At 37.7% G+C, this 26,362-nt stretch carries 20 protein-coding genes; 7 read left to right on the top strand and 13 right to left on the bottom strand.

Annotated elements, in window-relative coordinates:
- Positions 1-23 precede the first annotated feature (23 nt).
- Entirely contained in the window at positions 24-548 is a 525-nt protein-coding gene (ppa, locus tag NYP54_RS11415; RefSeq protein WP_283156596.1) for an inorganic diphosphatase, read from the bottom strand.
- A gap of 111 nt (positions 549-659) precedes the next feature.
- Here ppa and NYP54_RS11410 point away from each other — a divergent pair, with 111 nt between their 5' ends.
- A complete protein-coding gene (locus NYP54_RS11410; RefSeq protein WP_283156595.1) occupies positions 660-1,460 on the top strand; it encodes a sulfite exporter TauE/SafE family protein in 801 nt (266 codons plus the stop codon).
- 17 nt (positions 1,461-1,477) lie between these two features.
- Here NYP54_RS11410 and NYP54_RS11405 read toward each other — a convergent pair whose 3' ends face one another.
- The 3 genes from NYP54_RS11405 to NYP54_RS11395 all read right to left on the bottom strand — a co-directional run bounded on the left by NYP54_RS11405 (position 1,478) and on the right by NYP54_RS11395 (position 3,696).
- The gene (locus NYP54_RS11405) at positions 1,478-1,885 is read right to left on the bottom strand and encodes a hypothetical protein (protein WP_283156594.1); all 408 of its coding nucleotides are present in this window, start codon (positions 1,883-1,885) and stop codon (positions 1,478-1,480) included.
- Between the two features lie 473 nt (positions 1,886-2,358).
- Positions 2,359-2,931 (bottom strand): ribonuclease HII, encoded by a 573-nt coding sequence (gene rnhB / locus NYP54_RS11400; RefSeq protein WP_117001543.1) that lies wholly within the window; start codon positions 2,929-2,931, stop codon positions 2,359-2,361.
- The gene (locus tag NYP54_RS11395) at positions 2,932-3,696 is read right to left on the bottom strand and encodes an RNA methyltransferase (protein ID WP_283157538.1); all 765 of its coding nucleotides are present in this window, start codon (positions 3,694-3,696) and stop codon (positions 2,932-2,934) included.
- A 78-nt stretch (positions 3,697-3,774) separates the two neighbouring features.
- Between NYP54_RS11395 and NYP54_RS11390 the strand changes: the two genes are divergently transcribed.
- Genes NYP54_RS11390 through NYP54_RS11380 form a run of 3 tightly spaced genes read left to right on the top strand, consistent with a single transcriptional unit; the run spans position 3,775 to position 6,571 of the window.
- Positions 3,775-4,581 (top strand): inositol monophosphatase family protein, encoded by an 807-nt coding sequence (locus NYP54_RS11390; protein ID WP_151192642.1) that lies wholly within the window; start codon positions 3,775-3,777, stop codon positions 4,579-4,581.
- Between the two features lie 14 nt (positions 4,582-4,595).
- Positions 4,596-5,882, top strand: a complete 1,287-nt coding sequence (rsmB, locus tag NYP54_RS11385; protein ID WP_283156593.1) for a 16S rRNA (cytosine(967)-C(5))-methyltransferase RsmB — start codon at positions 4,596-4,598, stop codon at positions 5,880-5,882.
- A complete protein-coding gene (locus NYP54_RS11380; protein ID WP_151192644.1) occupies positions 5,882-6,571 on the top strand; it encodes a queuosine precursor transporter in 690 nt (229 codons plus the stop codon). The genes rsmB and NYP54_RS11380 overlap by 1 nt, the downstream gene beginning before the upstream one ends.
- On the opposite strand, the gene NYP54_RS11375 is transcribed toward NYP54_RS11380, so the two are convergent.
- From NYP54_RS11375 to tyrS, 3 genes are all read right to left on the bottom strand, one after another.
- Complete coding sequence (locus NYP54_RS11375) at positions 6,564-7,160, bottom strand: hypothetical protein (RefSeq protein ID WP_283156592.1); 597 nt, start codon at positions 7,158-7,160, stop codon at positions 6,564-6,566. The genes NYP54_RS11380 and NYP54_RS11375 overlap by 8 nt on opposite strands.
- Positions 7,161-7,207: 47 nt before the next feature.
- Positions 7,208-7,405: a hypothetical protein gene (locus NYP54_RS11370; protein ID WP_151192646.1), complete on the bottom strand. Its 198-nt coding sequence runs from the start codon at positions 7,403-7,405 to the stop codon at positions 7,208-7,210.
- 165 nt (positions 7,406-7,570) lie between these two features.
- A complete protein-coding gene (gene tyrS / locus NYP54_RS11365; protein ID WP_283156591.1) occupies positions 7,571-8,770 on the bottom strand; it encodes a tyrosine--tRNA ligase in 1,200 nt (399 codons plus the stop codon).
- A gap of 397 nt (positions 8,771-9,167) precedes the next feature.
- Between tyrS and NYP54_RS11360 the strand changes: the two genes are divergently transcribed.
- Positions 9,168-10,979 (top strand): penicillin-binding protein 2, encoded by a 1,812-nt coding sequence (locus tag NYP54_RS11360; RefSeq protein WP_283156590.1) that lies wholly within the window; start codon positions 9,168-9,170, stop codon positions 10,977-10,979.
- On the opposite strand, the gene NYP54_RS11355 is transcribed toward NYP54_RS11360, so the two are convergent.
- Positions 10,976-17,236 (bottom strand): calcium-binding protein, encoded by a 6,261-nt coding sequence (locus tag NYP54_RS11355; RefSeq protein ID WP_283156589.1) that lies wholly within the window; start codon positions 17,234-17,236, stop codon positions 10,976-10,978. The two genes, NYP54_RS11360 and NYP54_RS11355, sit on opposite strands and share 4 nt — an antisense overlap.
- Positions 17,237-17,396: 160 nt before the next feature.
- On the opposite strand from NYP54_RS11355, the gene NYP54_RS11350 reads away from it, so the two are divergent.
- Positions 17,397-18,806, top strand: coding sequence for an IS66 family transposase (locus NYP54_RS11350; protein ID WP_283155771.1), 1,410 nt, complete (start codon positions 17,397-17,399; stop codon positions 18,804-18,806).
- Here NYP54_RS11350 and NYP54_RS11345 read toward each other — a convergent pair.
- The 4 genes from NYP54_RS11345 to NYP54_RS11330 form a co-directional block, all read right to left on the bottom strand.
- Positions 18,803-19,696, bottom strand: coding sequence for a hypothetical protein (locus NYP54_RS11345; RefSeq protein ID WP_283156588.1), 894 nt, complete (start codon positions 19,694-19,696; stop codon positions 18,803-18,805). The genes NYP54_RS11350 and NYP54_RS11345 overlap by 4 nt on opposite strands.
- A 20-nt stretch (positions 19,697-19,716) precedes the next feature.
- Positions 19,717-20,508 (bottom strand): hypothetical protein, encoded by a 792-nt coding sequence (locus NYP54_RS11340; protein WP_283156587.1) that lies wholly within the window; start codon positions 20,506-20,508, stop codon positions 19,717-19,719.
- 3 nt (positions 20,509-20,511) lie between these two features.
- Positions 20,512-21,795, bottom strand: a complete 1,284-nt coding sequence (locus NYP54_RS11335; protein ID WP_283155944.1) for a transposase — start codon at positions 21,793-21,795, stop codon at positions 20,512-20,514.
- A 952-nt stretch (positions 21,796-22,747) separates the two neighbouring features.
- Positions 22,748-23,185: a hypothetical protein gene (locus tag NYP54_RS11330; RefSeq protein ID WP_283156586.1), complete on the bottom strand. Its 438-nt coding sequence runs from the start codon at positions 23,183-23,185 to the stop codon at positions 22,748-22,750.
- 93 nt (positions 23,186-23,278) lie between these two features.
- On the opposite strand from NYP54_RS11330, the gene NYP54_RS11325 reads away from it, so the two are divergent.
- On the top strand, positions 23,279-24,457 hold the full coding sequence (locus NYP54_RS11325; RefSeq protein ID WP_283155794.1) for an IS3 family transposase: 1,179 nt from the start codon (positions 23,279-23,281) through the stop codon (positions 24,455-24,457).
- 489 nt (positions 24,458-24,946) lie between these two features.
- Here NYP54_RS11325 and NYP54_RS11320 read toward each other — a convergent pair whose 3' ends face one another.
- Positions 24,947-26,362, bottom strand: coding sequence for an HlyD family type I secretion periplasmic adaptor subunit (locus tag NYP54_RS11320; RefSeq protein ID WP_283156585.1), 1,416 nt, complete (start codon positions 26,360-26,362; stop codon positions 24,947-24,949).

Genomic DNA, 26,362 nt, shown 5'->3' with positions numbered 1-26,362 from the left:
AAAAATAAAAAATCAGAAAACTATTACGCCTTATAGCGCTCGATACTTGCTTGAATGTCTGCTTTAGCTGCTTCAGCCCCTGCAAAGCCATCGACTTTAACCCATTTGTTTGGCTCAAGATCTTTATAGTGCTCAAAGAAGTGCTTTATTTGATCTAGCAATAATTTTGGCAAATCATCGATTTCTTTTACATCATCATAAATCTTGGTGAGTTTGCTTGTAGGTACTGCAATGATTTTAGCATCAATGCCTGATTCATCTGTCATCTTAAGCACACCGACTGGACGACAATTGATAATAACACCTGGGCGCAATGCCACAGGTGCTACAACCAATACATCAACTGGATCACCATCTTCTGATAATGTATTTGGCACAAAACCATAGTTACATGGATACTGCATTGTTGTTGACATAAATCGATCAACGATCAGCATATTGGCATCTTTGTCAAACTCATATTTGACAGGTTCGTTGTGCGCTGGAATCTCGATTACCACATTGACATCATTTGGCGCATCTTTGCCGACTTTAATATTAGAAAGCATATTTTATTTACCCTTAATCATTTGTTTTTCTGGTTAAATGAACTGGGTTATTCTCTTTCATTTGTTATAATTATTCAACCCATTTAATCGACAAATCCAAGCAAACCGAATATGACATATCTTATTTTATTATTGATATTCTCTGGCTGTTTAACAGGTATTCTTGCAGGTCTTTTAGGTATTGGCGGTGGGCTTATTATCGTTCCTGTGCTCGCCTTTGTATTCCATCAACTACCTGAAACCACAAGTGCTTACATGCAGTTTGCTGCTGGCACCTCACTCGGGATTATGATTTTTACCGCCCTTTCTTCAGTGCCTCATAAACTGCGTGCACGTGAGGTCAGTTTTGATATTGCCATCAAAATGTTGCCATGGATTATCAGTATGAATATTGTTGGCGCGGTTATTGCCCACTTTCTTAGCTCACGACTTTTGGGACTGTTATTTGCCTTATTAATGCTTTCTATGTTTCTACGCATGCTCTTTCAATCAAGTCATGCCATTGATAAACCAAAACGCAGTGGCAAACGAAAAAGCGCCTTTTGGGGTAGTATTGTTGGTATCAAATCTGGATTTTTTGGTATTGGTGGTGGCATTATCACCATTCCCTATATCAATTCATTAGGTTACTCGATTCGTATTGCTATTGGCACATCGAGTCTTTTTACACTCATCATTGCCATAACAGGCAGTATTACCTTTATCGTAACGGGCTTAATGGATCATATTGAACTTAGTTGGAGTCTAGGTTACTTATATCTACCGGCAATCCTTTGCGTTGTACCCAGCAGTATGATCTTCTCAAAAATAGGCGCTAAGCTCTCAAGCAAAACGCCACCTAAAGTGCTTAAAGTAATTTTTCTTGTTTTACTTTTAGTTGTTTCAATTAAGATGTTGTTAATAGCAATTTAATTACAGTATAAATTTCATCAGCAGTGAGCATTCACACTTGCTGTAACTTCTTGGTCTGTTTTGTTTGTTACATATGCTTTAAAATTAGTTTCAATATTGTTAGCTTTTAATGAAACATAATCCCCATCCTTATTTGCCGTATCGGTAGCACTTTTACTCCAATCGCCATCTAATTCCAGTCCTAATGGATATGCATTGGATGAATATACTGTTAAATATGCTTTTGCCCAAAATCCACAGCCCCAACTTCTTATCTCTTTCTTCTCACCAGGATTTATTGTTACTGTCTGAGCTGACTGTAACTTTGAACTGAGATTTTGATTAGACGCATCATTGATATTTCCAAATTGGGCATCAACACTAGCATAACTGAAAGTTAATGAGGCAAGTGCCAAGCCAGTACCAACTAATAGTTTATATTTCATGTTATTCTCCTTAGATTATATTTTCCTTTAATAACTTACTGCATAGAAACATCTCTACGCAATTTGCATTGTATATGCTTCATCTGTTTGTTTGGGGTGATAAAAATCGAACTTCCGTAAAATAAATGGATTCATATAACAAAATCCATGTATCAATTTTGTTACACAGCGTTACCTTGCTGAAACTGTCTATTTATAAATCTTTGTCTATACTGCATTTGTCCCCACGATAAACTCTCAACAAGGAGAACACTATGCAAAATTTAGATAACAATACTAAAAAAGCAAAGACCCCAGCTTGGAAAAGAGCATTAACAGCTTATGTTTCATTTTGTGACTTACAAGCACGTGTACGTGATCAGTACTAAATTAATGACAAAAAAGTACACTTTTTTACCTCGCCCCTTGCGGGATTGCTTGTACTGCACGAGCAAGGATAATTGAAACTATTCTTCGTTTACTTCTTATCTTAATCAAGAATATTGAAGCTTAAGACATCTCGCCACTGGTGCAAAACTCTTGCGATACATATCCAGCACCCCATACTTTTCTAGTAATTCCAAATGCAATTTGGTTGGATAGCCTTTATGTTTAGCAAATTGATAGGCTGGATACTCATGATCTAATTCAATCATTTGACGATCTCGATAAACTTTAGCCAGAATCGATGCTGCACTTATCTCTTGTACTTTACTATCACCTTTGATAATCGCCTCTGCCTCAAAATCCCATAACGGCAAACGATTACCATCTACAAGCACTTTATCAAAGGCAATCTCCAGCTTAGCGACTGCGCGATGCATCGCTAATAGACTTGCTTGTAAAATATTATACTGATCAATCTCTTTAGCACTACACTCAGCAATGGCATAAGCCTTTGCTTTATCGGTGATTTCAGTGAAAAGTGCTTCACGCTTTTTCTCGGTTAACTTCTTTGAATCCATCAATCCTGCAATTGGTTTATCTGGATCTAAAATAACAGCCGCTGCAACCACCGAACCAACCAACGGTCCACGCCCTGCTTCATCAACACCTACGATTATCATTTAACTATCCTTTGTCTCATTGCTACTTTGATTCCTTTGATCTATTTGCCCCAAAAACCCTCGCAGAATATTTATCTCTTGAGATTCAAGTTGTGCTCGTTGAAATAATCGCTTTAATTTATCGACAACATGCCCTGGCTTATCAGGATTTAAAAAGCCAACAACTTGCATTTTGTGTGCCAACTCATCATAAAAACTTTGAACTTCTTTGGCAGAGGCTTTTTCACGAACATGGTTTTGTGTTGGCAAGGCTTCCACCTCATTATGCGATAAATACTGTTTAAAGACTTCATAGGCAACGATTTGCACCGCTTGCGCCAAGTTTAATGAGGTGTATCCTTCATTGCTTGGAATAAATGCATGATAATGGCACATCAGAAGCTCTTCATTAAAAAGTCCCGTGCGCTCACGCCCAAAAATAATCGCCACATTAAGACCTTTGCTCACATGCGCCATTGCCTGCTCTGCTGCATTTTCAACACTTAACATCGGTAAATCCATGCGTCGTGTTCTGGCACTGGTACCAATCACCAGATCCACCCCTTCAAGTGCTTCCAGAAGCGTTGGTACAATCTTGGCATTGTTAACAACATCAGTGGCATGCGCCGCTGTTGCCATGGTTTGCTCATCTGGCAACTGCTTTGGATTTACCAAATAAAGCTCAGTTAACTGCATATTAAGCATGGCACGAGCACTTGAGCCAATATTACCAGAATGCGAGGTCGCAACGAGAATAATCCGAATTTTATTTAACATCTTTGAAATAGAAACTATCACCTTAATACTAAATCGGGTATTATACACAACTAATTTTTTATTCGGGTAAAAGCTAAGGTATTTTTCATGCATCCAATGATGAATGTTGCAGTTAAAGCTGCACGTAAAGCAGGTCGTATGATCTTAAATGCAAGTGAAAACATGCAAAACGTTAAGGTTGAAACAAAGTCTCCTAATAACTATGTTACTAATGTCGATGTTGATGTTGAAAAATCAATCATTGATATCTTACAGCGTGCATTTCCAGATCAGTATTATATTACTGAGGAATCAGGTGAGTTTGGCAATGAAGATAGTGATCACACATGGATCATTGACCCGATTGATGGCACAAACAACTTTATTCACGGCATCCCACATCACTGTGTCTCGATTGCGATGCAATTTCGTGGCAAAACAGAGCTTGCGGTGATTTATAACCCTTATTTAGATCAATTATTTACGGCAACCAAAGGTTCAGGTGCGCAGTTAAATGGTCAGCGAATCCGTGTTGCCAATCGCAAAGATTTCTCAGGCTGCTTGTTTTCAGGCGCTTTGAAATTCAGCAAAAAAGTCTTCGCGCACACTTATCCTGAAGCCGTACTTGATCTACATAAAGAGATTTCCGGTCTTCGCTATTCTGGCTCATTAGCACTTGATATGTGCTATGTTGCTGCCGGCTACTTAGATGCTGTTTGGACATCAAGAGATGCCAAAATCTGGGATACCGCAGGAGCTGCTCTTATGATTAAAGAAGCCGGTGGTATGTTATGTGGATTAGATGGTGGTGTTACCTTCCTTGAAGATGGACGTCTCATCGGTGGCAATCCGCGTATCGTAGCTAAACTGACCAAGTTTTTAACACCTCATTTGGTACCTGCTGAAAAAGCTTAATCTAAATCCAAGCAATGAAAACATTAACCAATCCACGCGCTATCGCGTGTTCTATTATTCATCAAATCACTCAACATAAAGACAGCTTAGCGTCTTTAGATACCACACTTCAACATTATCCACTGACGGAGCAAAATCGCCGTTTAGTCTATCTGTTATGCTATGGCGTGTTTCGCCATTTTTTTTACCTTGAACATATTTTCAACCGGCAAGCCGAAGGCAAAACCAAACCAAAAGTGCGACTATTGGCAATGATTGGTTTATATCAGATTATCTTTATGCATAAACCAGTGCATGCCTGTATTAATGAAACCGTTAATGCCTGTGATGAATTAAATATTAATCATTCTAAATCATTTATTAATGCCTTATTACGTCAAATTGATAAAGCAACACTGCCAAGTTGTGATCACTTTAAAGAACTACCTGATTGGTTATATGGCAAGCTTAAGAAACACTACTCTCATGCGCTTGATAGCATCATTACAAACAGTAATATCCAGCCACCTGTTTTTCTGCGTCTTAATCAACAGCAAAATCCCGAGAAATTTCTAAAGGCACTTAAAGACAATAATATTAGTTACAAAGCAAAAACCATTGATAGTTGTATTCAACTAAATGAAGCACAGAGCATCCAGGAATTACCTTTGTTTTCTCAAGGGTTCTTCAGCGTTCAGGATCAATCGGCTCAATTAGCCGCACATATCTTAGCGCCACAAACACGAGAGAAAATTCTTGATGCCTGTGCCGCACCTGGTGGTAAAAGTGCGCATCTATTAGAGCTTTGTCCTGATATCGAATTAACCATTATGGATAATAATGCCAAGCGTTTTGAACGCATTAAAGAGAATCTTGCGCGTTTACAATTAAATGAGCTTAATATTCACCTTGCAATTCATGACGCCACAGCGCCACTTAAAGAGGATATTTTATTTGATAAGATATTAATTGACGCACCGTGCAGTGCCACTGGTGTGATTCGGCGCAATCCAGATATCAAAGTGCTACGCACGCCTGATGAGATCAAAGAGATTGTACACATACAACAGCGTATCTTGCATAATCTTGTGAGTTATCTCAAACCTAATGGTTTACTTCTTTATGCTACTTGCTCTATTTTGCCTGAGGAAAATGACAAACAAATGGCAAATTTTCTGCAAACACATTCTGAGTTTAGTGTTATTGATATTCCAATGCTGGATAACAGACTCAAACAAGTCCATGGTTACCAGATTTTGCCTACTGAAGATGGAGGCGATGGATTCTACTATTGTCTATTACAAAAAATGAGGGAGACATAATGATGACAACAGCAACAAAACAACATTTCTTACAAGGTGATAAGCGTGTCAATAAACATGTTATTATTTTGTTAATCCTATCAATGATCGTTATTTGCGCGATGACTTCTTCAGCAATCACTGCTACGAAACCTGTTCATTTAGGACTAAGCTTTCCTTTTTCAAATATTATTTTTGCCCTTTTCACTTTCCCCATCATTGACGCAGTTTGTGAGTTATATGGTAAAAAGAAAGCCTATTTCATCTCAATCCTTGGGGTAATCAGTCAGGTAATTTTCGTACTGATTATTGAGCTTTCAGTCGTTATGCCACATACTACAGGCTGGCATGATCAAAGCGTTTATGCCCATGTTTTAGCCAAAAGCAACCTTGTGATTTTGGGCACGGTGATTGGTTTTATTATTTCACAGTTTCTTGATGTTTTTATCTTTCAGACAATCAAAGATCTATCTAAAGGACGTTTTTTATGGTTACGTTCAGGGTTTTCAAGCATTTTAGGTCAATTGATTGATTCCGTGATTTTCATTTCTATCGTTTTTTGGTCTTTTCCTGATAAAACCACATTAATCCTAGGCTCATTTGGCTCTAAAGCCATTTTTTGCATCCTTGCGATTCCTATTACTTATGCGATTGTTTATGCGGCGAAATGCTATATAAATTCAACTTACCACAATGAATCCATTAGTTAAATTCACTGAGTTTTATATCCTCAATTGCTACTAAAGCTTTGGCAATACCGACTAATTTTTTATGTTCATAAATAGGCATATAGATTGGTGCTACAACTTCTGAAGCACTATCATCATATTCAATCTCGCCATAACACACCTTACCTAATCCATTGTGATAAGCCACTTGCCACCACTTTTCATCTGCTTGATAAAAATCAGTCGTCATATTGGTTTGGCAAACATTCATACCCGATAAATCAGTAACAAAAATCTCAATAAAGGCAGGATGCTCTGCCTGAAACTGCTTTAATCTAACCGCGCACGCATTATAAAGTAAAAGCTGAACATTATAGGTATCGCGCATTTTTTGCATATTCTGATCAATCGCCTGATAACGCGCTTCAGGTAATGGTGTTTCCTCAGCTAAGCGCTTATTGGCATTCATTAATGTTTGCGTAATACGACTATCAGCAAAAAGCTCATTCAATTGCGCTTGGCGCACATCTAAATGTGATTTAAGCTCATCTGCGTACTCACCTGTCTCAAGATCAGACTTGCTTAATGTGTCTTTACCTTGATTACCACAAGCAGTCAGTATTACCAACATCGCACTTAGGATTAACACCTTTAGTTGCTTCACATGACACCGATTAATTATAAATCTTCGTGTTCAACTGTATTGCTTTTCTTTGATGAAAACAAAGATACAATAAATTTAATCACGCGATATACAATCGCCACACCAATCGCAACCAATAAAATCCAAAATAAAAAGATAAAAACATGATAAAGCACGACCAATGCCGTTAATATCACAAAAATAACCAAGACTTCCTGAATAAATTTTTCCATTTTATTTCCTTTTGCTTTTTATTGCTTTTTTCTTTTGCCATTCTCTATGTAATGATTAAGAAATAAGTTGCGTTTTAATTATCCCCCTCACCCGCGCAGCGTAAGCTGCGCGACCTCTCCCTCAAGGGGAGAGGTGATGGCTGATACAACTTATTTTCATCATTACTATACCAATGTGATCTTGGCAAATTTTCTTTTACCTACTTGATAAACGTCTGAGGTTTTCTGCTTTAATGCAAGCTGCGTATCCTCAACCTTATCACCATTAATTTTAACCGCACCTTGCTTGATCATACGGATCGCTTCAGAGGTGCTTGAGACTAACCCTGCTAGCTTTAAAACATTCGCAATCGGCATATTGTCTTCTGCTAATGTAATGGTTTCTTCAGGCATCTCCTCAGGGATCTGATTCTTTTGGAAGCGATCAATAAAGTTTTGATGTGCTTTTTGTGCCGCCGCCTCATCATGAAAGCGCGCAATAATCTCTTTAGCTAAATCAATCTTAGCATCACGTGGATTTTGACCATTGTTAACCGCGTCTTTTAAGCTTTCAATTTCAGTCATCGGTTTAAAGCTTAATAACTCATAATAACGCCACATCAGCTCATCCGAAATCGACATGATTTTACCAAACATCTCATCTGCAGGCTCTTCAATACCGATATAGTTATTGGCTGATTTAGACATTTTCTTGACACCATCTAACCCTTCTAACAACGGCATGGTGATAATCACTTGTGGCTCTTGTCCTGCTTGCTTTTGCAGCTCACGCCCCATCAACAAGTTAAACTTCTGATCCGTGCCTCCTAACTCAATATCAGCAACCATCGCTACTGAATCATAGCCTTGCACTAAAGGATATAAAAACTCATGAATAGCAATGCCTTGCCCAGACTTATAGCGCTTAGAGAAATCATCACGCTCAAGCATCCTAGCAACAGTTTGTTTTGATGCAAGCTTAATCATGTCACTTGCGCTCATCTGATCAAACCAATCACCATTGCGCTTAACGACCGTTTTTTCTTGATCTAAAATTTTGAAAATCTGTTTTTGATAGGTTTTAGCATTCTCTTCGACATCTGCCGCTGACAATGGTGGGCGCGTGGTATTTTTCCCCGTTGGGTCACCAATTTGTGCGGTAAAGTTACCAATTAAAAAATGAATTTCATGCCCTAAATCTTGTAATTGACGCAATTTATTGATCACTACGGTATGCCCTAAATGGATATCAGGTGCCGTTGGATCACAGCCAAACTTGACAATAAGTGGCTTTTTCTTTTTTAACTTCGCAATCAAATCGTCTTCTAACAGCACCTCTTCGGCACCACGCTTAATCACACTTAATGTTTGTTCAATGCTATGCATAGCGATCTATTTACCTTCTTTTGCCTTGCTTTTACTTTTTTACTGAGGTTACGCACTTTTTCTATTTCAACACCCCGCCTCGCAAGCTTGGCACCCCTCTTGAAAAGAGGGGAATTAAAATCACCATCGCCCAATTCCCCTCTTTTCAAGAGGGGTGGCAGCCGTAGGCTGACGGGGTGTTTATAAAGTCATAGTTTTTCCTAAAGTGCGTAACACCAGTTTTTTATACTTTCTGTCATTTTTGAGAACCCTCAAACTGCCTCTATGTATACCAATATTAGCCACAAAACGCAATTACCACTGACAATTATTGGCAATTCTCGCGCGAGCTGTTGTCTTAATGCTGCATTTTCCGGTACACTCACGAACTGTGACAGTGACCACGATATTTGTATGCATGAGACAATATAACAATAAGAAAGATAAAGAACTAAAAAAACCAAAAAAAACTAACACCTATAATGACAAGCCAAAGCGTACACCCAAGCATAAATGGCGCTTTTTCTTTACATTCTTTCTGATTATTGCGGTCTTTCTTGTGCTGGTTTATCGCTTATTTTATCTAGAAACCAAGGATCACAGCTTCTTATCTGATCACGGTCAAAACGAAAGTCATCGCACCATTGATTTAGATGCAACACGTGGCATTATCTATGATCGCAACGGCATTCCATTGGCAGTCAGTACCAATTTGTATAAAGTTATTTTGGATATCAAAGTCTTAAAAGATTACCCTGAAAAATATCAAAAGGTCAATGCGGCAAATATTGATGGTCTTTCATTAAATGACCTTGAAACACTCATTAGTAAGTATCCCAATAAACAATATTATATCGCTGCACAGTTTGTTGAACCCTCAAAAATCGATGATTTAAAAGCATTAAATATCCCAGGGGTTGAGATAGAAGATCAAAATAGAACCTACTATCCTAAAGCCGATGAGATAGCCCCGCTTATTGGTTTTACCAATATTACTAATAAAGGGCAAGATGGCTTGATGCTAACCTATCAAGATAAGCTCCACGCAGAGAAAGGTGCACTATCTAGCACTTTGGATGGTAAAGGGCGCGCTATAAGTTTTAATGATAAACCTAAACATTACCATTTAGGCAAAAGTATTTACTTAACTATTGATAGTAATATCCAAAGCTTTGCCTATCAAGCGCTTAAAAAAGGGGTCATTGACACCAATGCCGACTCAGGCGCTGCCGTTGTTGTTGATCCGCAAAATGGTGAGATTTTAGCACTTGCCAGTTACCCTAGCTTTAACCCTAATAACTTCAATGAACATACCGGCAAAACCATTGCCTTACAACCCGTTATTGAGACCTTTGAACCAGGTTCTACCATTAAGCCATTTTTCATCTCTCAGGCACTTCTTTCGGGCAAATACACACCAGATAGCATGATTGACACGAACCCTGGCTATTATTTCCTGCATAGTCATCGCATTCGTGATGATGCCAACTTTGGTGATATCACCTTGACACAAATTCTTGAGAAATCCAGTAACGTTGGTGTTAGTAAAGTGACCTTAACACTCGATAAAGAAAAGGTTTATAACTTCCTATCAAGCTTAGGCTTTGGACAGCCATCAACCATTGATTTCCCACGTGCCACCAATGGTTATTTACCGCCTTTAAGCTCATTAAGTGAGTTTGAATTTGCCACACTCTCCTTTGGTTATGCATTAAGTAGCTCAGCCTTACAGTTAGCACATGCTTATACAATTTTTGGCAATGATGGCAAGCTTTGTCCAGTAAGCTTAATCAAGCCTAAACACTCAGATGAAATCAATTGTCGTCAAGTATTACCTCAAGATATTGCCAAAGAAGTATTAGCCATGCTGCAAACGGTGGTCAGCATCCATGGCACAGGTGTGCTTGCTAATATTCCTGGGTTTGATGTTGCTGGTAAAACAGGTACTTCACATCGCGTTGCCAATGGTAAATTTGTTAATGAATATAACGCTATTTTTGCTGGTGTCGCACCCGTTAAAAATCCAAGGCTTTCGATTGTCGTTTGGATCAACAACCCTAAAGGTAGCCATTTTTATCAATTCGGTGGCGTATCAGCGGCACCTGTTTTTGCCAGTATTGCTCAGCACACCTTGCAATATATGGGCGTGCCTTATCAGCAGCCATTAAGCGAATATGAGTTATTAAATAGAAATAAGAAATGGTTGATGCAGATTATTGCCGATAACTAAGCTGATTTTGGCATCCAAGCATTGGTAAGTGTATTTTTAATCTCATCCTGCTGATCTTTGCTTAACAGATCTTCACCGACACCGGTTTCAACATTAAAGCTTGCCAATGTTTGAATAATCACATCAATTTGTTTGTTGCTTAGTACAAATTTACCAACTTCTATCTCATCAATTTGATGATCCTCAGATTCAAACCAATCCGTTACAATGATCTCTTTGGGTTTGTTTTTGTCTGCCAAATTCTTAATCATTAAGTTGCTTACTTCACGATAAAATCTTAAATCCGTTGTTTTAATGCCGTTGAGCTTCATAAAGTCAGAACTGCCATCACTGTCATAGTTATTAATGATCGTATTATTAGCATTTTTGAAGTTGATTTGATAGTGATCACTGCCATTGCCACCGCTTAAGATATTGTTATCACCATGCGCGATAAGGGTATCATCTCCGTCCTGACCTTGAAGCAAATCATTACCGTTTTTAGCACGAAGTGTATCATCACCTTGACCACCAAAAAGCTGATCCGCGCCATCATTGCCTGCATATAAGGTATCGTTTCCAGCCTCACCATATAAGCTATTATCACCCCATTGCGCGTAAAGCTGATCATTGCCGCCTCCTGCATAAATGACATCATCACCTTTACCTGCATAGATCAAATCACTCCCATTGCCACTATAAACGGTATCATCTCCAGCACCTGAGCGAATAGTATTTTGACCGGATTGAACCTCGATAAGATCATCACCATTGCCTGTGGTAATGATATTATTACCGTTGCCTGCATAGATCTCATTCTCACCATGACCCGCTTTAATGACATTATCACCATCATAAACATAAATCACATCAGCGCCATTGCCACTATAAATTTGGTTATCGCCATCACCCACATCGATCTCATTATCACCATGTCCAGCGCGAATGATATTATTACCATCGCCTAATTCAATGTAATCATCACCGCCCCCTGTCATAATGATATTATTACCATCATAAGCGTAGACTTGATTATCTCCGTTACCTAATTTCACGGTATTGTTACCATCTCCTAGACTAACTGAATCGTCACCTGAGCCTGCATAAACCATGTTATCACCGTCTCCGGCATCCAGCTCATTATCACCGTTCCCTAGTTTGATTAGATTATTACCGTCCTCAACATAAACATAATCATAATCCGCACCACCATAGATTTGATTGTCACCGCTGCCTGCTTGAATGCTGTTTTCGCCATGCCCTGCTTTAATGACATTGTCACCCTGACCAACGTCAATCGTATCAGCGCCACTGCCTGTGATAATCGTATTCTCACCATCACCAGCTTCAACCACATTATCGCCACTTCCTGCCTTAATGATATTATTACCATTATCTACATGCACCCTATCATCACCACTTCCGGCTGTAATGGTATTATTTCCGGCACCAGCTTCAATCCAGTTATCGCCTGATTTGGCATGAATGACATCATCTCCAGCATAGCTTTCGATATAGTCATTACCTTTGCTACCTATGCGATGTACATCATCCGTTATTGCACTATATTTATTTTCATCCTTTAATAGCTCTGCGATTGAATGCGTATTACCTTCGCTATCAATAATGGTTTCAACACTTAATCCCTTAAAGTAGCCACTTAGCTTTATGCTGCTACGATAAAAACCACCATTATTTTGATAACTGCCCGCCTGCTCAAAATCACTGTTGAATGCAATGATTGAAAGATCATCGTTGTCCCTTAGAAAATAAAGCTCATCCATGCTCACATCTTTAAGTAAAATAGCATCCTCTGTATTTAATTCATCAGCGATGATAACATCATCATTGAAAGAAAGATTTGATAATACATAATGATCAGCACCTAAGCCTCCGGCTAAATAATCATGATAGCCACCACCATCTAAAATATCGTTACCTTCAGTGCCTTGTAAATACTCGCTTCTGCCTATCCCTTTGATATGTATCATTTGTGCTACTTCATCAAAGCACGTTAAAGTCACACTGTTATGAAATGACTTGTCTTCACCATTGATCTCGATACTCATGGCTTTATGCGGCATTAGTTGCCAACGCTCGGTGCCATTGTTAAATTCAAGATATGTCGGTGAAGAATAATCCCGTTTATCCTCATCGTAATCTTTGGTCATGCCATAATCTACTAGGGTAATATTAAGCCCTTGCTCCTTGGAAATAAATATTAAGTCTTTGATATGCCACTTAAGATAACGCTCCCCTAGCTTTGATTGAATTTGCGAAAATGATGTTAAATTGATCTGGTCAAAATCACTTAATTGGATACCCTCATTAAATACTAACGTTGAACTATTTTCAGTAATTTGTCGTGATAAATCCATTTTTTTAACTTTATCTTCTCCATCCATTGCCGAAAAAACATAACGGTTATGTCCCACATCACCATAAAGATAGTCATTACCTTTGCCACCGATTAAAGTATCATCACCCGCTCCAGCAGCTAAGCGGTCATCACCCAAGCCGCCATCAAGTGTATCGTCACCAGCATTTCCCTCTAAATTATCATCCCCATCTTGCCCATACATCAAATCATTTTCATTACTACCTATTAGCTTATCATCATAAGGCGTCCCTCTTACCGTAGCTGGATCAAGTAACATATGGGATCTATCGACCATTTCGTCATCGGCGAAAACAAATTGATTCACGCCTGAGCGGTAATTTGATGTCGTGGTGTAAAAGTTTTTTAATACAATCTGATCCTGATTATTTGCGTGCTTAACAATGAGATCATCTAGATTTTTAACAAAAAAAACATCACCAAGCATAATTCCATCTGTAAACACTACGGTATCATTCGCGAACTGCCCACTATTATACAAGTGAGTTGCTTGAATTTCATCTCTACCAAAGTTTACGCCAAATATATAGTTGTTCTTACCATACCCTCCAACTAAAAGATCATTGCCCTGCCCGCCATTCAATATATCATCTCCATCATTGCCATATAATTGGTCATCGCCCTCACCACCAAAAACCTCATCATCTCCTTTACCTCCATATAAATAATCATTTCCAATCATCCCTTCTAAAACATCATCAGCAATCGTCCCATGAAAGCTATCTGCCTGATCCGTCCCCACATAATGAACATTCTCAGGTGTAATATTAAAAACCTCGTCACCTCGTTGCCAAACGGTACCATTTGCAAACTCAATTCGTGACACTTTGCCTAAATCGACATAGTCATCAAGCGCTTTATAAAAATTAGTAAGCCTAACACTATCATACTCATTGATTGTTAATTGCAGATCATACTCAATTCTTTTGAGAGAAATACTCTCAGGACTTATACCGGCAGAGAAACGCAATACATCATTAAAAGTGTCATTGATTGTCCCCTCATCTTTAGCACTAAAGAGGTAATCCATCATATAAGTGCCATCATAATTAAAGCCAATACGCCCTTGCGCATCCAAAAAGGCATTCTTCACAACAACATCATGCCCATCACCTAAATGGTAAATATAAGTCGATTGATTGCGGTAACCACTAACAATTATATCATCGCCTTTGCCCGCCTCCGTTATGGTATGGCTATTTGCTAGAAATTGCCCTCCAGTGAAACCTCCGTCAGTGGCAACGTAATATACCTCTGACACCACAACTCCTGACACAATAACATCATCACCACTGCCACCAAAAACTTTATTGTTTCCAGCTCTAGCAACAATCATATCGTCACCCTCACCGCCATCTAAAATATTATTGCTACCTCCACCATGCAAAACATCATCCCCTGCCTCACCATATAATGCATCAGCTATAAAATCTTCATTATTATAGTTTGAAAAAATACGCATATCTGATGCCAAATAATCATTACCATCGCCACCAAAAACAATATCGATATAAAAACTCCCACTTTCGGTATGGATCCAATCATCACCATCACCGCCATCAACATAATTAAATGCTAAGATACTGCTTGGACTTGTTGTATACCATCTAGGGCTATCTATTGGATTGATTACATCATTTTGATCACTACCTATAATAATTTCATTGCCTTGAATAGTATGCTCCAGAGATTCTTGTAGCGTGTGTATGGCACTGATCATGCCATTTTTAAAGTGATGTGATTGTATTTGTGATAGCTCAGCCATTTGCTCATCATTTAACGTTCTTAAGACATTTGCTAATGTTTTGTTACTATCCCAACCAAGCGCTGATAGCTGATTATTCTCTACCGTATTAAGTGATAATAACAAGCCAATCGTATCAATCGCACTAATTTGTACACTATCAGTAAAATACTGATCAATAGCCTCAAAATTTATCGCCAATTGATCCTGATCATCGATATAAAATTCAACCATATCAACCAACCGTTGATAATCATACGTTTTAAAAACATTGTTCTCAACAGACACCAATAATTTATCATATGCACTATTAATCAATGGCGCTTGCTGTGAAAATCCCACGAACATCGCATCATTTAACACTAAATTTTCATTACTGTTAAACTTCATCACGTTTGACCAATTACCAATGAATATTCTAATTTCCGAATTTTCCCCATTCTCAGTGATAGCATAATCAAGCATATGACTAAAATTAAATGCCTCAAGTACAGCAATCTTCTCTAAGCGCTGACATGTTTCATCACTAATGTCAAAACTAATCTGTGCACCTGACTCGAATGTTAACCCTTCCAATGTCGTAATAGCTGAGGTAAACCCTTCTGCTGATTGTGACCATACCTTAACAAGTTCTTGATATAAACCTTTGCGCTGTTGATAACTATTGGTTTGTATAATACTTTGCACAACGTTAGCAATGTCTGGATTGAGTAATGCCGCTTGATTTAAGTCCCTTACAGCTCCTGAGCCTTGCATATTAAACGCCAAATCCATGGTTTCCAATTCATCAGCAAATTGATGGTTAAAGTCATCATGATATTCACGATAAAATAAATTGGCATTAAAATCTAAAGCAGCGACGACAAAGCTCTCACCATTGATCATGTTATAAGTTGATTTCTTAGCGATCACACCACCGGCTGAGCCACTGCCATCATTAATCGCATTTAAATCAACGCTTGATATGCCAGCATCATCTAGGCTTTTGAGCTCGCCTTCTTGCACAACACCATCTTGATTGCTATCTTGCCATAATCGAAGCTCATCAAATGCTGTATCATTATGATCAAAAACACCATCGTTATTATCATCCAAATCTGATAGCGCATCAAAACCATCTGTGGCTTTATCTCCATTTGCTTTAATGGTATTGTCCCCAAATAACTCTAATCCATTATCAATCTGTCCATTTTGATCTACATCACGTACCAGTAACGCATCATCAGCACCAACCCAACCTGAGGCATATTTCACTCCATCACCATTGTGATCAAATAGCACACTTCCATCCGCAACTACGGTTTCAATGCCATCTCCATCTAAATCAAAAACCAGAGGATCCATGCGTGGCGGTGCCACATTGGCTGCAGCGTTGAAGTCATTATTAATAGTTTTATCTATAGGGTCTTCCTTATTATCTTCTTTCTTATCTTCAGGGCAATCATCTAACTCTGAGGTAACTCTATCTCTTTGATCTCCATCAAGAAAAGATGTTAATACCTCGTTCATCATTCCCCCTAATTTCTCACCTAATAAATTGAAAAATGCATTCACATCACTATCCAAATAGAGCTGAACCCCATCATATATTGCCTTTGATACTTGATTATAACTATCTGGTGAGTTTTCTTTCCAAAAATTCAAGACCGAGTCTGTCCAACTTCCTTTTGATTTATACGTAAACTTATTGGCAAAGTCTTGAAAACTCCCATCAAAATTATTAATTGCAAAATATAAGTCACTAAAGGCTCTTTTTGTTGCTGCAAGCAAAATTATAGCACCTACACCTTTCCCAGCAATCCTAAGTCCACTTCGATACCATCCTGAGACATTCATCCTTGCCACTATTTTTCCTCCAGTTGCAGCACCTGTAGCTGCCATAGCAGATTCTATAGCAATAATTGCTACAGGCTTACCATGTAAATACTCAATCACAATATCTCCGATTGAAAGCATTCTACCAAAATGACTTGAAAAACCTTTTATAGCAGCCCCCATATCTTTCATATTTTTACCTTTGGCTAACTCCTCAGCAGCATGTCCAATTTCTTTAGTCTGTGTTAATGCTATACTAGTCCCTCCAACGGCTTTTTCTAAACCGGTAAACTCTTTAGTATTTTCTAATTCAGAACACATGATAATCTCCTCAGTTAGTTACAAAATAACAAATACAAGACAGTAAAAACAAAAACAATCGTAACTACCCAGCAGGTTAGATTTTGATAAACAGTAATTTTTGGCAATTTTTCCAGATTTGATGTTTTCATTTGCAAATAAATATGGCGTAATTTGATCGATGGATATGAAACTAGAAAAAATGATTCAAGAGCTATTGGCTAGAATCGACACGCTTGAGCGTGAAAATGCTCGATTAAAAGAGGAGATTGAGCAACTTAAGAAGCGGCTTTCCAAGAATAGTCGTAACAGCTCAAAACCGCCTTCAAGCGATGGTTTGTCACGTCCTAACAAAAATAACAGTGTCAGCGAAAAAGGTAAACTTAAATCCAAGGCTACCAAGAAGAAATCAGGTGGTCAAAAAGATCATAATGGTAGCAATCTTTGGCAAGCTAAACCAGATGAAGTCGTGACTAAATCTGTAACGAGTTGCGATCATTGCCAGAGCGATTTAAGTGACACAAAAGCACAAGGCTATGTAAGACGCCAGTTACATGATCTACCTGAAATGCCAAAGCTTAAGGTGATTGAATATTGTCATGAGAAAAAGTGTTGTCCGAACTGTCAGAAATATACGACGGCAAGTTTTCCAGAAGGTATTAATGCGCCAGTGCAGTATGGTAATAAGCTAAAAAGCTATACAACGTATTTGCAAAATCAACACTTTATTCCTGAGCAACGCATTCAGCAGTTGTTAGAAGATTTATTTGGTGTTAGTGTGGCAAAAGCCAGTATTGCAGAGTTTAGTCAAACATGTGCTGATCAATTGATTGAATTCGAGCAAATGGTTCTTGATCAGCTTAAAAATGCTCCAGTTAAACATTTAGATGAAACTGGTTATCGCATATGCTCAAAAACCCAATGGTTACATGTTTGCTCAAATGCTAACTATACTTATTATCACGTGAGTCCTAAGCGTAAATCTCTACTGACTGGTCTAACAGGTATCGTGGTTCATGATCATTGGAAATCCTATTTTACCCTTGAAGGTATAAGTCATGCATTATGCAATGCTCATCACTTGCGTGAGTTAAGATCTTTAGCTGAAGATGGCGAAATTTGGGCAAAACGTATGATGAGATTACTGAGGAAAAGCTGTCATTTGGTGAATATATCTGATCAATCAGTACTATTGCCTAATAAGCAAGTTTTAATCAGCAAAATTTATGATCGGATTGTAGCGGATGGTCTTAAATACCATGAAATTTTGATGCCTTTAGGAAGCACTGGTAAACGAGGTAGAAAAAAGCGACGAACGGGGCACAACTTATTATTACGATTGCGTGATTACAAGAATGACGTGCTTAGATTTATCTATGATTCAGAAGTGCCTTTTACTAATAACCAGGCTGAGAATGACTTGCGTATGATGAAGGTAAAACAAAAGGTATCAGGCTGCTTTCGTAGTGAAACTGGCGCTCAAAAGTTTGTGCGTATTCGCACATTATTATCAACTGCACGCAAACAGGGTTGGAAGATTATTGATACCATTGCGGATGTCTTTAATGGCAAAGTTCCACAGTTCAATTAACAAGCTGCTGGGTAGTTACAAACAATCATGAGTATTAAAGGTATATACAAATAGACCCTCCAAATACCTATTAACACTTTTCTAACACCTAACTCTTCAAACCAATTTGACTTTAAATATAACAGCCATGGATATATAAAAACATATCTAATAAATTTAATTTTAAAGGCAAATAACATCCCGTTATTTCCTTTATTTGTTAGCATCCAAATTGTTGATAGACCCACAAATCCATGCATAAATAACATAATATCAAGACGCTTACCAAAATACTCTGGATGGCTCTCAAGAATTTTATGTATAACTAGAAAATAAAGCTTATCTAGTCGATAAAAGTAATGTTTATTACATAAAAATGACAACCATAATAACGATTCAGTTATGCCAAATATTGACAAAAAAATAACGATGTAATCATCCGATCTGAGTGCAAACACGGCTAGACATAAAGTAATAGTAGTTCCTCCCCAGAGTAAAAAGTCTTTATACCATATCGGCACTACCAGCATGCTTATAAAGACAATATATAATACATATGGTTTAATTAAGTCATAGAGATGTTGATTACTTGCACTTTGAGTAATCAAGATTTTATAGTTAATATAAAAAGCAAAAAACAAAATAATATAAATCACAACAAAAATACATATTCGACGAGAATGGATAACTTTTCTTTCTCTCTCAGATGCCATGTACATAGCATAATAATCATCATTAATTATCTTATTTTCAGCCCAATTTCTATGCCAAAACGATTGTGTTGGAAACTTTTCACAGCCATCCTCGTTAGGCAACATCACTATGCCATCTACTCTTTGCTTAAATAATCTGTGCGCTTTCAGAATCAGCACTACTAGCAATAAGATAAAAACTAACATAATGTAAAACATACATACACCACTTACTCCATTTAAAATTTACTGTAAATATACAAAACACAAGCGCCGGTAAACATAATGCTTGGAAGAATGATTATCCAACGACAAAGTGCAAAGCACCACAGGGTACCAACCTCCTCTCCAAACCACTCAGGCTTACTATAAATAAGCCAAGGATATACACACATATACCTAAAGTACTTGGTTTTAAACGCAAATAAATAAGGTGTTTTTTCATCCGACTTTAAACACCAGATAGCTGTAAAGCCGAAGGCACCTTGTAGAAAAATATCAATCAATTTATTTCTCACAATTTTTTCATCTCCTTTCACTCTAGTTAGGTTTGAGTAGATACGATCAAAACATACGCTATCGATATATTCTCCTCTTCGTTGAATTAGCAAAAAGAAAATAACAACGATTAACTCCGAAAGAAGTATTAACATTACATATGCTGCATCATATGAATACTGTAATATATATATGAAAAATGCATAAGAAAGAACCACGTTTATCATCAATACAAATATTATCAAGAACAACCTTAAAGATATAACAAGCAAAACCAACAATACTATTGGTGTCCACCAGTAAGGATACTTGTCTACCAAATCAACACGACCTATAAGCAAATAAATAATAGTATAAACACTAAACACTGCTAATAACGTCATCGAAACAGCAATAATAATCCAAATTAATAATCTCCTATTATAGGATCTATTAATTTCACTTTCTTCTGCCCAGTTCATTAAATAATAATCGTCTTTTACAAGCTTACACTCAAGCCAATTTCTACTCCATTTGTTCTGAAAACTCCTCATTTTTTAAATTTCTCCTCGCCCAATAAAATTCAATATGGCTTTTAAGTCTGCTTGGCTTATCTGATGCTCCTCAATAAACTGATCTACGCGTAGTTTTGCAAGATATGTTTTCATTCCTTCCAAGATGTAATGCCTTGTTACTTCACCTGATTTAGAGCCGCCAAGCTGTGCAATCAATACAACAAAGTCATCATAAACTTCACCTTGACCAATCTCATATAAATAAGATGCAACAAAGAAACCAATAGCAGTAATGGCTTTAATCCCTTCAAAGTCTTTTATCCTAAACTCTTCCCAGCCTAACTCACCTTTGATAAATTTAAACACACCCTCAATACGAGAGCGCTTTAAATAGCAATCATAAACGTTGTAAACGTCATATTGATTCATAAGCTCCTTATTTGTGATTAAAAGCATCGGTTCGTCAAAAGCTTCTTTGCCCTTGCGATCAAGCAGCGTCATTAAAACAACATGATACTGCCCAATCTTCTGCCATTTAGCCTTGATCACGCAATCCTGAAAACAGCGTCCACTGATGTATAGCTTTTGAATACAGAAAGTATATGAATGTTCAAAGGCGTGATCTATCAATTTCCCTTTTTGCTCCTTATCACCGCTTAAGCCTGAAACTGTCCTGTTTTTCTTCAATCGTATGACAAACTCATCTTTCAGTTCCTGTATAAAATCAAAGTACTCACTATCATCAAACTCACGATCTAATACATGCGTAATATTTAATGCTGAATTCTTTTCTTTCAAGGCGTTAGAGCAGGATTTAATATGCTTTAATGCTATGCGCTTTGAGGTCAAATAACTATCGTCATCATAGGCTTCTTTAGACGCCTGTGAAATCACGATATCCTCACCGGCACTTAACTGTTCAATCGTTTCTTTTGATAAAAACTCTGGCTGCTTGTTGCTGTATAGCTCATGACCCAATAAATCAATCTGTTTATTATCTAAATTAACGGCAATTGTATTGAAGCTACTATAGCCATTGATGGTTTTCTTACTCAGATCTTTTACTTTTCCTATATGCTCTGCTTGCTTGGTATATTTTTTGCGTATCTCGCTGGGATCATGAATCAAAATAACATTATCCGAAGACTCGTATTTCTTGGCTGTTTCAGCGCATAGTACTTCACTAATTTGCTCGGGATCAAAGTCATTTAGCTTATTGTCACCTGTAATTGTCCGTCTCAATTTTTCGTACTCCTTTTGGCTGCTACTGATTGAGTAAAGGTTTAAACTGCCATGCTCTAAAACCTTTTCCAGTATCGTCTTCACATTTTTTAAAAGACACCTTTGATGTCATTTTGTTTAATAATTTGCTCATGTGGTCACCAAAAGTAGTGTGCGCCATCCTTGTGATTCCTCTTCTCATATCATTGCTTCGGGCGTATTGTACACGCTTTTAAATTTTTGGGGAGTTTTCAGATTTGTTGGGTTTATCAGCGCTATCTTGTTTATCTTTTAATGCCACAATTATCTCCTTACATGTTTTTCACAAAACAACATCACCAATTCATTCAAATCAAGCCTTCAAAAAATGGCTTTTAGTACAATCAATCCATATGATAAAAAATCAAGCGCGGGGTGATAAAATAGAGTTGCCTCGGATTAAGCCTAGACCATTACCTCTAAAGATCAAATTTCATTCTTGATTTTTTGAAAAATTCTGCTCAATCACCATCGGATTGCACGCAAAAATATTGTTCGTAACTATATTCCATAACCGTGGGCTGAGCGCCTAGTCGAAGCCCTTATACATTTTTTGATATTTCCCCTTCGACTTAGCTCAGGGAACGGGATGATTCTTTAAGCATTAGTCCTTCCAGTGTGGTAATGGCTGAAGTAAATCCTTCAGCTGATTGTGCCCATGCGCTGACAAGCGCTTAAGACAAAAAATTTTCAGATATTTCGTGAGTCTGTGTTAATGCTACACTAGTCCCTCCAACAGCTTTTTCTAAACCGGTAAACTCTTTAGTTTTTCTAATTTAGAACACATAATAAATCTCCTGCTTTATTTATAATTTACTGTAAATATACAGAACACAAGCGCCGGTAAACATAATGATTGGAAGAATGATTATCCAACGACAAAGTGCAAAGCACCGCAGGGTCCCAACCTCCTCTCCAAACCACTCAGGCTTACTATAAATAAGCCAAGGATATACACACATATACCTAAAGTATTTAGTTTTAAACGCAAATAAGTAAGGTGTTTTTTCATCCGACTTTAAACACCAGATAGCTGTGCGCCTTGCAAGAAAGCATTAATAATATAATTATTTGTTAGATTATCTTTAGAACCCATTTGTTTTAACTTTAAATAAATCGATTCAAAATAAATTTCATCCAGTCTTTTACATGCTCCTTGATTTATCAAAAAAAGTATAAAGACAGTAACCTCACTTATTATTAAAACAAATATAAAAGCAACAACATACTCTCCTTTGGTCAATGATGCGTATGTAAAAAAACAACATACAGCCATAATCAACAAGCCAAGGATAAACCAAAAAAATCTTAAAGAGATAAAATATATAATGATTAAAATTAAAGGAGTCATCAAAAAAAATGGTGCCACTGAAATAGTTAGCAGCAATATTATAAGCGATAGCAAACGCCTAAATCGATAAGCTTTTTTTATTTCTTCATCTTTTGCAAAATTCATTAAATAATATAATACCCCAAGAAATTTAAACAGTATCTTTTGAAATTCATTTCCGATATATTGTTGAAAGTGAAATGAACAGAGGGCGTATTTATGAGCACAAAAAGGACAAGTTACTCATCCGAGTTTAAGGTCAAAGTTGTATTGGAATTATTGGCAAATGAGCTTACGTTAGCAGAGCTTGCTAGCAAGCATAATATAACGACAAAAAACATCCAAAACTGGAAGAAAATCTTCTTGGATAATGCCGTTATTGCTATGGAGCCAGCCAAGGCGGTTAAAGAGTACAAGTCTGAAAATGATAAGCTTCAACACGAGGTGGATAAGTATGCTAAGAAAGTTGGTCAGCTTACTATTGAGAGGGATTGGCTTGAGGGAAAGCTCGCAAGCTTGGACTTATCAACTAGAAAATCTATGGTAGAGTCCAAGCTAGAAACTATTTCCATAGTTAAGCAATGCCAATTACTGGGTATTAATCGAGGCACCTGCTATTACACGCCTAAAATCAATAAGGAAGCACTTAAAATTAAAGCGCATATCCAGAAAATCCATGAAGAAATCCCTATTTATGGTGCGCTGAAGGTTCATCAGCAATTGCTTGAGGATGGATTTAGTGTCAGCGTGAATACGGTGCAGAAATACCGTCAGGAAATGGGCTTAAAAGCGGTGTTGGCTGTCAGGTTTCCTAATTTGTCCGAGCCTTGTAAACAACATGTTAAATACACTTATAAACTGCGTGGTATTAATATTTGTCGCGTTAACCAAGTGTGGTCTACTGATATCACGTATGTGAAGCTTAAGGGTGGTATGGTTTATCTTGCTGCGATAATTGATTGGTATTCAAAAGCCGTATTAAGTTGGCGTATATCGAATACGATGGATAGTAGCCTGGTAATGAGTGTTTTGCATGAAGCCCTTGATCGCTTTGGCAACCCTGAGATTTTTAACACTGACCAAGGCAGTCAATATACCTCGCATATACATACTGAGGCATTATCCAGTAGAGGTATTACTATTTCAATGGATGGCAAGGGGCGAGCTACTGATAACATTTGTATTGAGCGTTTTTGGCGCAGTGCAAAATGCGAGCGAATTTATCTTAATGAATATGGTTCTTTGCCTGAGCTTAGGTCTGATCTTGCTGATTATATTGATTTTTATAATCACCGTAGATTTCATGAGAGCTTGGGATACAAAAAACCAATGAATGTGTACAAAGAAGGTGCTATTGAATTTAAAAGTCAGGTGCAAAAAACATTGCAGGTTGCATGACATGTATAGGAATAAGAATTTTTAAAAAACTGTATTGACACTTTGGGGTAGAATATAATAATCATCTTTTACAAGCTTACACTTAAGCCAATTTCTACTCCATTTGTCGGATTTATCAGCGCTATCTTGTTTATCTTTTAAGACCACGATTATCTCCTTACATGTTTTTCACAAAACAACATAACCAATTCATTCAAACCAAACCTTCAAAAATCGGCTTTTAGTACAATCAATCCATATGATAAAAATCAAGCGCGGGGGGATAAAATAGAGTTGCCTCGAATTAAGCCTAGATCATTACCTCTAAAGTTCAAATTTTATTCTTGATTTTTTGAAAAATTGTGCTTAATCACCATCGGATTGCACGCAAAAATATTGTTCGTAACTATATTTTGTAACCGTGGGCTGAGCGTCAGTCGAAGCCCTTATACATTTTTTGATATTTCCCCTTCGACTTCGCTCAGGGAGCTGGTTAAAATTTGATTAGCGTCACCGCTCATGCAAGCTTTCTTTAAATGCCTTAGTTAACGGACTTAGAAAATATTCAATAATTCGTCTTTCACCAGTTTTCACTTCAACGGTCACCGTCATGCCTGAGCGAATGCTAAACTCTTTTCCTTGCTTGTATAATGTCGTGCTATCAAGCTTTGTAATGACTTTAAAGACCAATCCCAACTGTTGATCGTCAATCGCATCGTCACTTATCTCAACAATCTCACCGGTTAATAATCCGTATTCAGTAAAAGGATACGTATCGATCTTGACTTGTATCTTTTGACCTTCATGCACATAGCCAATATCTTTATTTGAGATCATGGCATTGACTTCTAGTGGACTATCTTTGGGAATAATCTGCATTAATACTTGAGCAGGCGTCACCACCGCACCAATGGTATGCACAGATAAGCTCTGGACAAAGCCTGAAAGTGGCGCGCTTAGACTTTGTGCCTGCTGCATTAATTGATATTTATTAAGCTCATTGCTTAAGCTTTTAAAATCCTTTTGATTTAATTCTATCTGCTCCAACACTTGCGCTAAATAATCCGCTTTGGCACGCATAAGCGCACTATTTTTACTGCTAATATTTGCAGTTAACTGCGCTACTGTTGCCTTGTGTTGTGCTAATGCTTGTTCGGTTTCAATCACAACTTTTTGACTTTGTAACATATCAGCTTTTGAGCCATAGTCATTTTGATGCAGGGTTTGGTACATGCTGTTTTGCTCGGTAATAATCGGCAGTGTCTTATTGAGCATTTCAAGTTGCATCTCAAGTGCTGTTTTCTCCGCTTTGGCGGCATTGACCTCAGACACAAGATAATCAATATCCGCACTATAGGCTTGCCATTTTCGCCATATCAGCTCAATCAAAGCTTCTCTTTCTATTGACGTTAATCCTTGTGTAAACAACAGCTCATCAATATCCTTTTTTGCTAATCCATCCTTCGTTGCTAACTGTAATAACTGATAAAGACTCTGATATTCTTTCAACATAAAGTACGCCACCTTGCGCTGTTGCGTAATATTCTCAATATCAGCCTGAGTAACGCGCTGATCTAACTCAATCAATACTTGCCCTTTTGTTACCAGCTGACCATCTTTCACCAAAATCGCTTTAATCACCCCTTTCTCTAACGGTTGAATTAATTTAACTTGCGCTTCGGGTACGACCTTACCCTGTGCGCTCACTACAACATCCATTTTGCCAAAGCATGCCCATAGTACCGCAATGACAATTAACACAACCAAAAGCCACATCATGATGCGCGCTAAGGGGTGCGGTGGTCTCTCTTCAATCTCAAGTGCCAAGGGTAGAAAACTTAACGCATCCTTTTGCTGATTGCGCCTGTCTTGCCATTGCACCAATCGCTGATAAAGTTGGACAATTTTGCGATATAACTTTCTCAT

This window comes from Cysteiniphilum sp. QT6929 (genome assembly GCF_030035755.1).
In the GTDB taxonomy this organism is placed as follows: domain Bacteria; phylum Pseudomonadota; class Gammaproteobacteria; order Francisellales; family Francisellaceae; genus Caedibacter; species Caedibacter litoralis.
Note: the sequence above shows the minus strand (reverse complement) of the source record. Positions and strands in the feature narration are given on the sequence as shown.

Coding starts and splice junctions, on each gene's coding strand:
- ppa (WP_283156596.1), bottom strand. CDS start 548: ATGCTTTCTAATATTAAAGTCGGCAAAGATGCGCCAAATGATGTCAAT.
- NYP54_RS11410 (WP_283156595.1), top strand. CDS start 660: ATGACATATCTTATTTTATTATTGATATTCTCTGGCTGTTTAACAGGT.
- NYP54_RS11405 (WP_283156594.1), bottom strand. CDS start 1,885: ATGAAATATAAACTATTAGTTGGTACTGGCTTGGCACTTGCCTCATTA.
- rnhB (WP_117001543.1), bottom strand. CDS start 2,931: ATGATAATCGTAGGTGTTGATGAAGCAGGGCGTGGACCGTTGGTTGGT.
- NYP54_RS11390 (WP_151192642.1), top strand. CDS start 3,775: ATGCATCCAATGATGAATGTTGCAGTTAAAGCTGCACGTAAAGCAGGT.
- rsmB (WP_283156593.1), top strand. CDS start 4,596: ATGAAAACATTAACCAATCCACGCGCTATCGCGTGTTCTATTATTCAT.
- NYP54_RS11380 (WP_151192644.1), top strand. CDS start 5,882: ATGATGACAACAGCAACAAAACAACATTTCTTACAAGGTGATAAGCGT.
- NYP54_RS11375 (WP_283156592.1), bottom strand. CDS start 7,160: ATGTTGGTAATACTGACTGCTTGTGGTAATCAAGGTAAAGACACATTA.
- NYP54_RS11370 (WP_151192646.1), bottom strand. CDS start 7,405: ATGGAAAAATTTATTCAGGAAGTCTTGGTTATTTTTGTGATATTAACG.
- tyrS (WP_283156591.1), bottom strand. CDS start 8,770: ATGCATAGCATTGAACAAACATTAAGTGTGATTAAGCGTGGTGCCGAA.
- NYP54_RS11360 (WP_283156590.1), top strand. CDS start 9,168: ATGAGACAATATAACAATAAGAAAGATAAAGAACTAAAAAAACCAAAA.
- NYP54_RS11355 (WP_283156589.1), bottom strand. CDS start 17,236: ATGTGTTCTGAATTAGAAAATACTAAAGAGTTTACCGGTTTAGAAAAA.
- NYP54_RS11350 (WP_283155771.1), top strand. CDS start 17,397: ATGGATATGAAACTAGAAAAAATGATTCAAGAGCTATTGGCTAGAATC.
- NYP54_RS11345 (WP_283156588.1), bottom strand. CDS start 19,696: ATGTTTTACATTATGTTAGTTTTTATCTTATTGCTAGTAGTGCTGATT.
- NYP54_RS11340 (WP_283156587.1), bottom strand. CDS start 20,508: ATGAGGAGTTTTCAGAACAAATGGAGTAGAAATTGGCTTGAGTGTAAG.
- NYP54_RS11330 (WP_283156586.1), bottom strand. CDS start 23,185: ATGAATTTTGCAAAAGATGAAGAAATAAAAAAAGCTTATCGATTTAGG.
- NYP54_RS11325 (WP_283155794.1), top strand. CDS start 23,279: ATGAGCACAAAAAGGACAAGTTACTCATCCGAGTTTAAGGTCAAAGTT.
- NYP54_RS11320 (WP_283156585.1), bottom strand. CDS start 26,362: ATGAGAAAGTTATATCGCAAAATTGTCCAACTTTATCAGCGATTGGTG.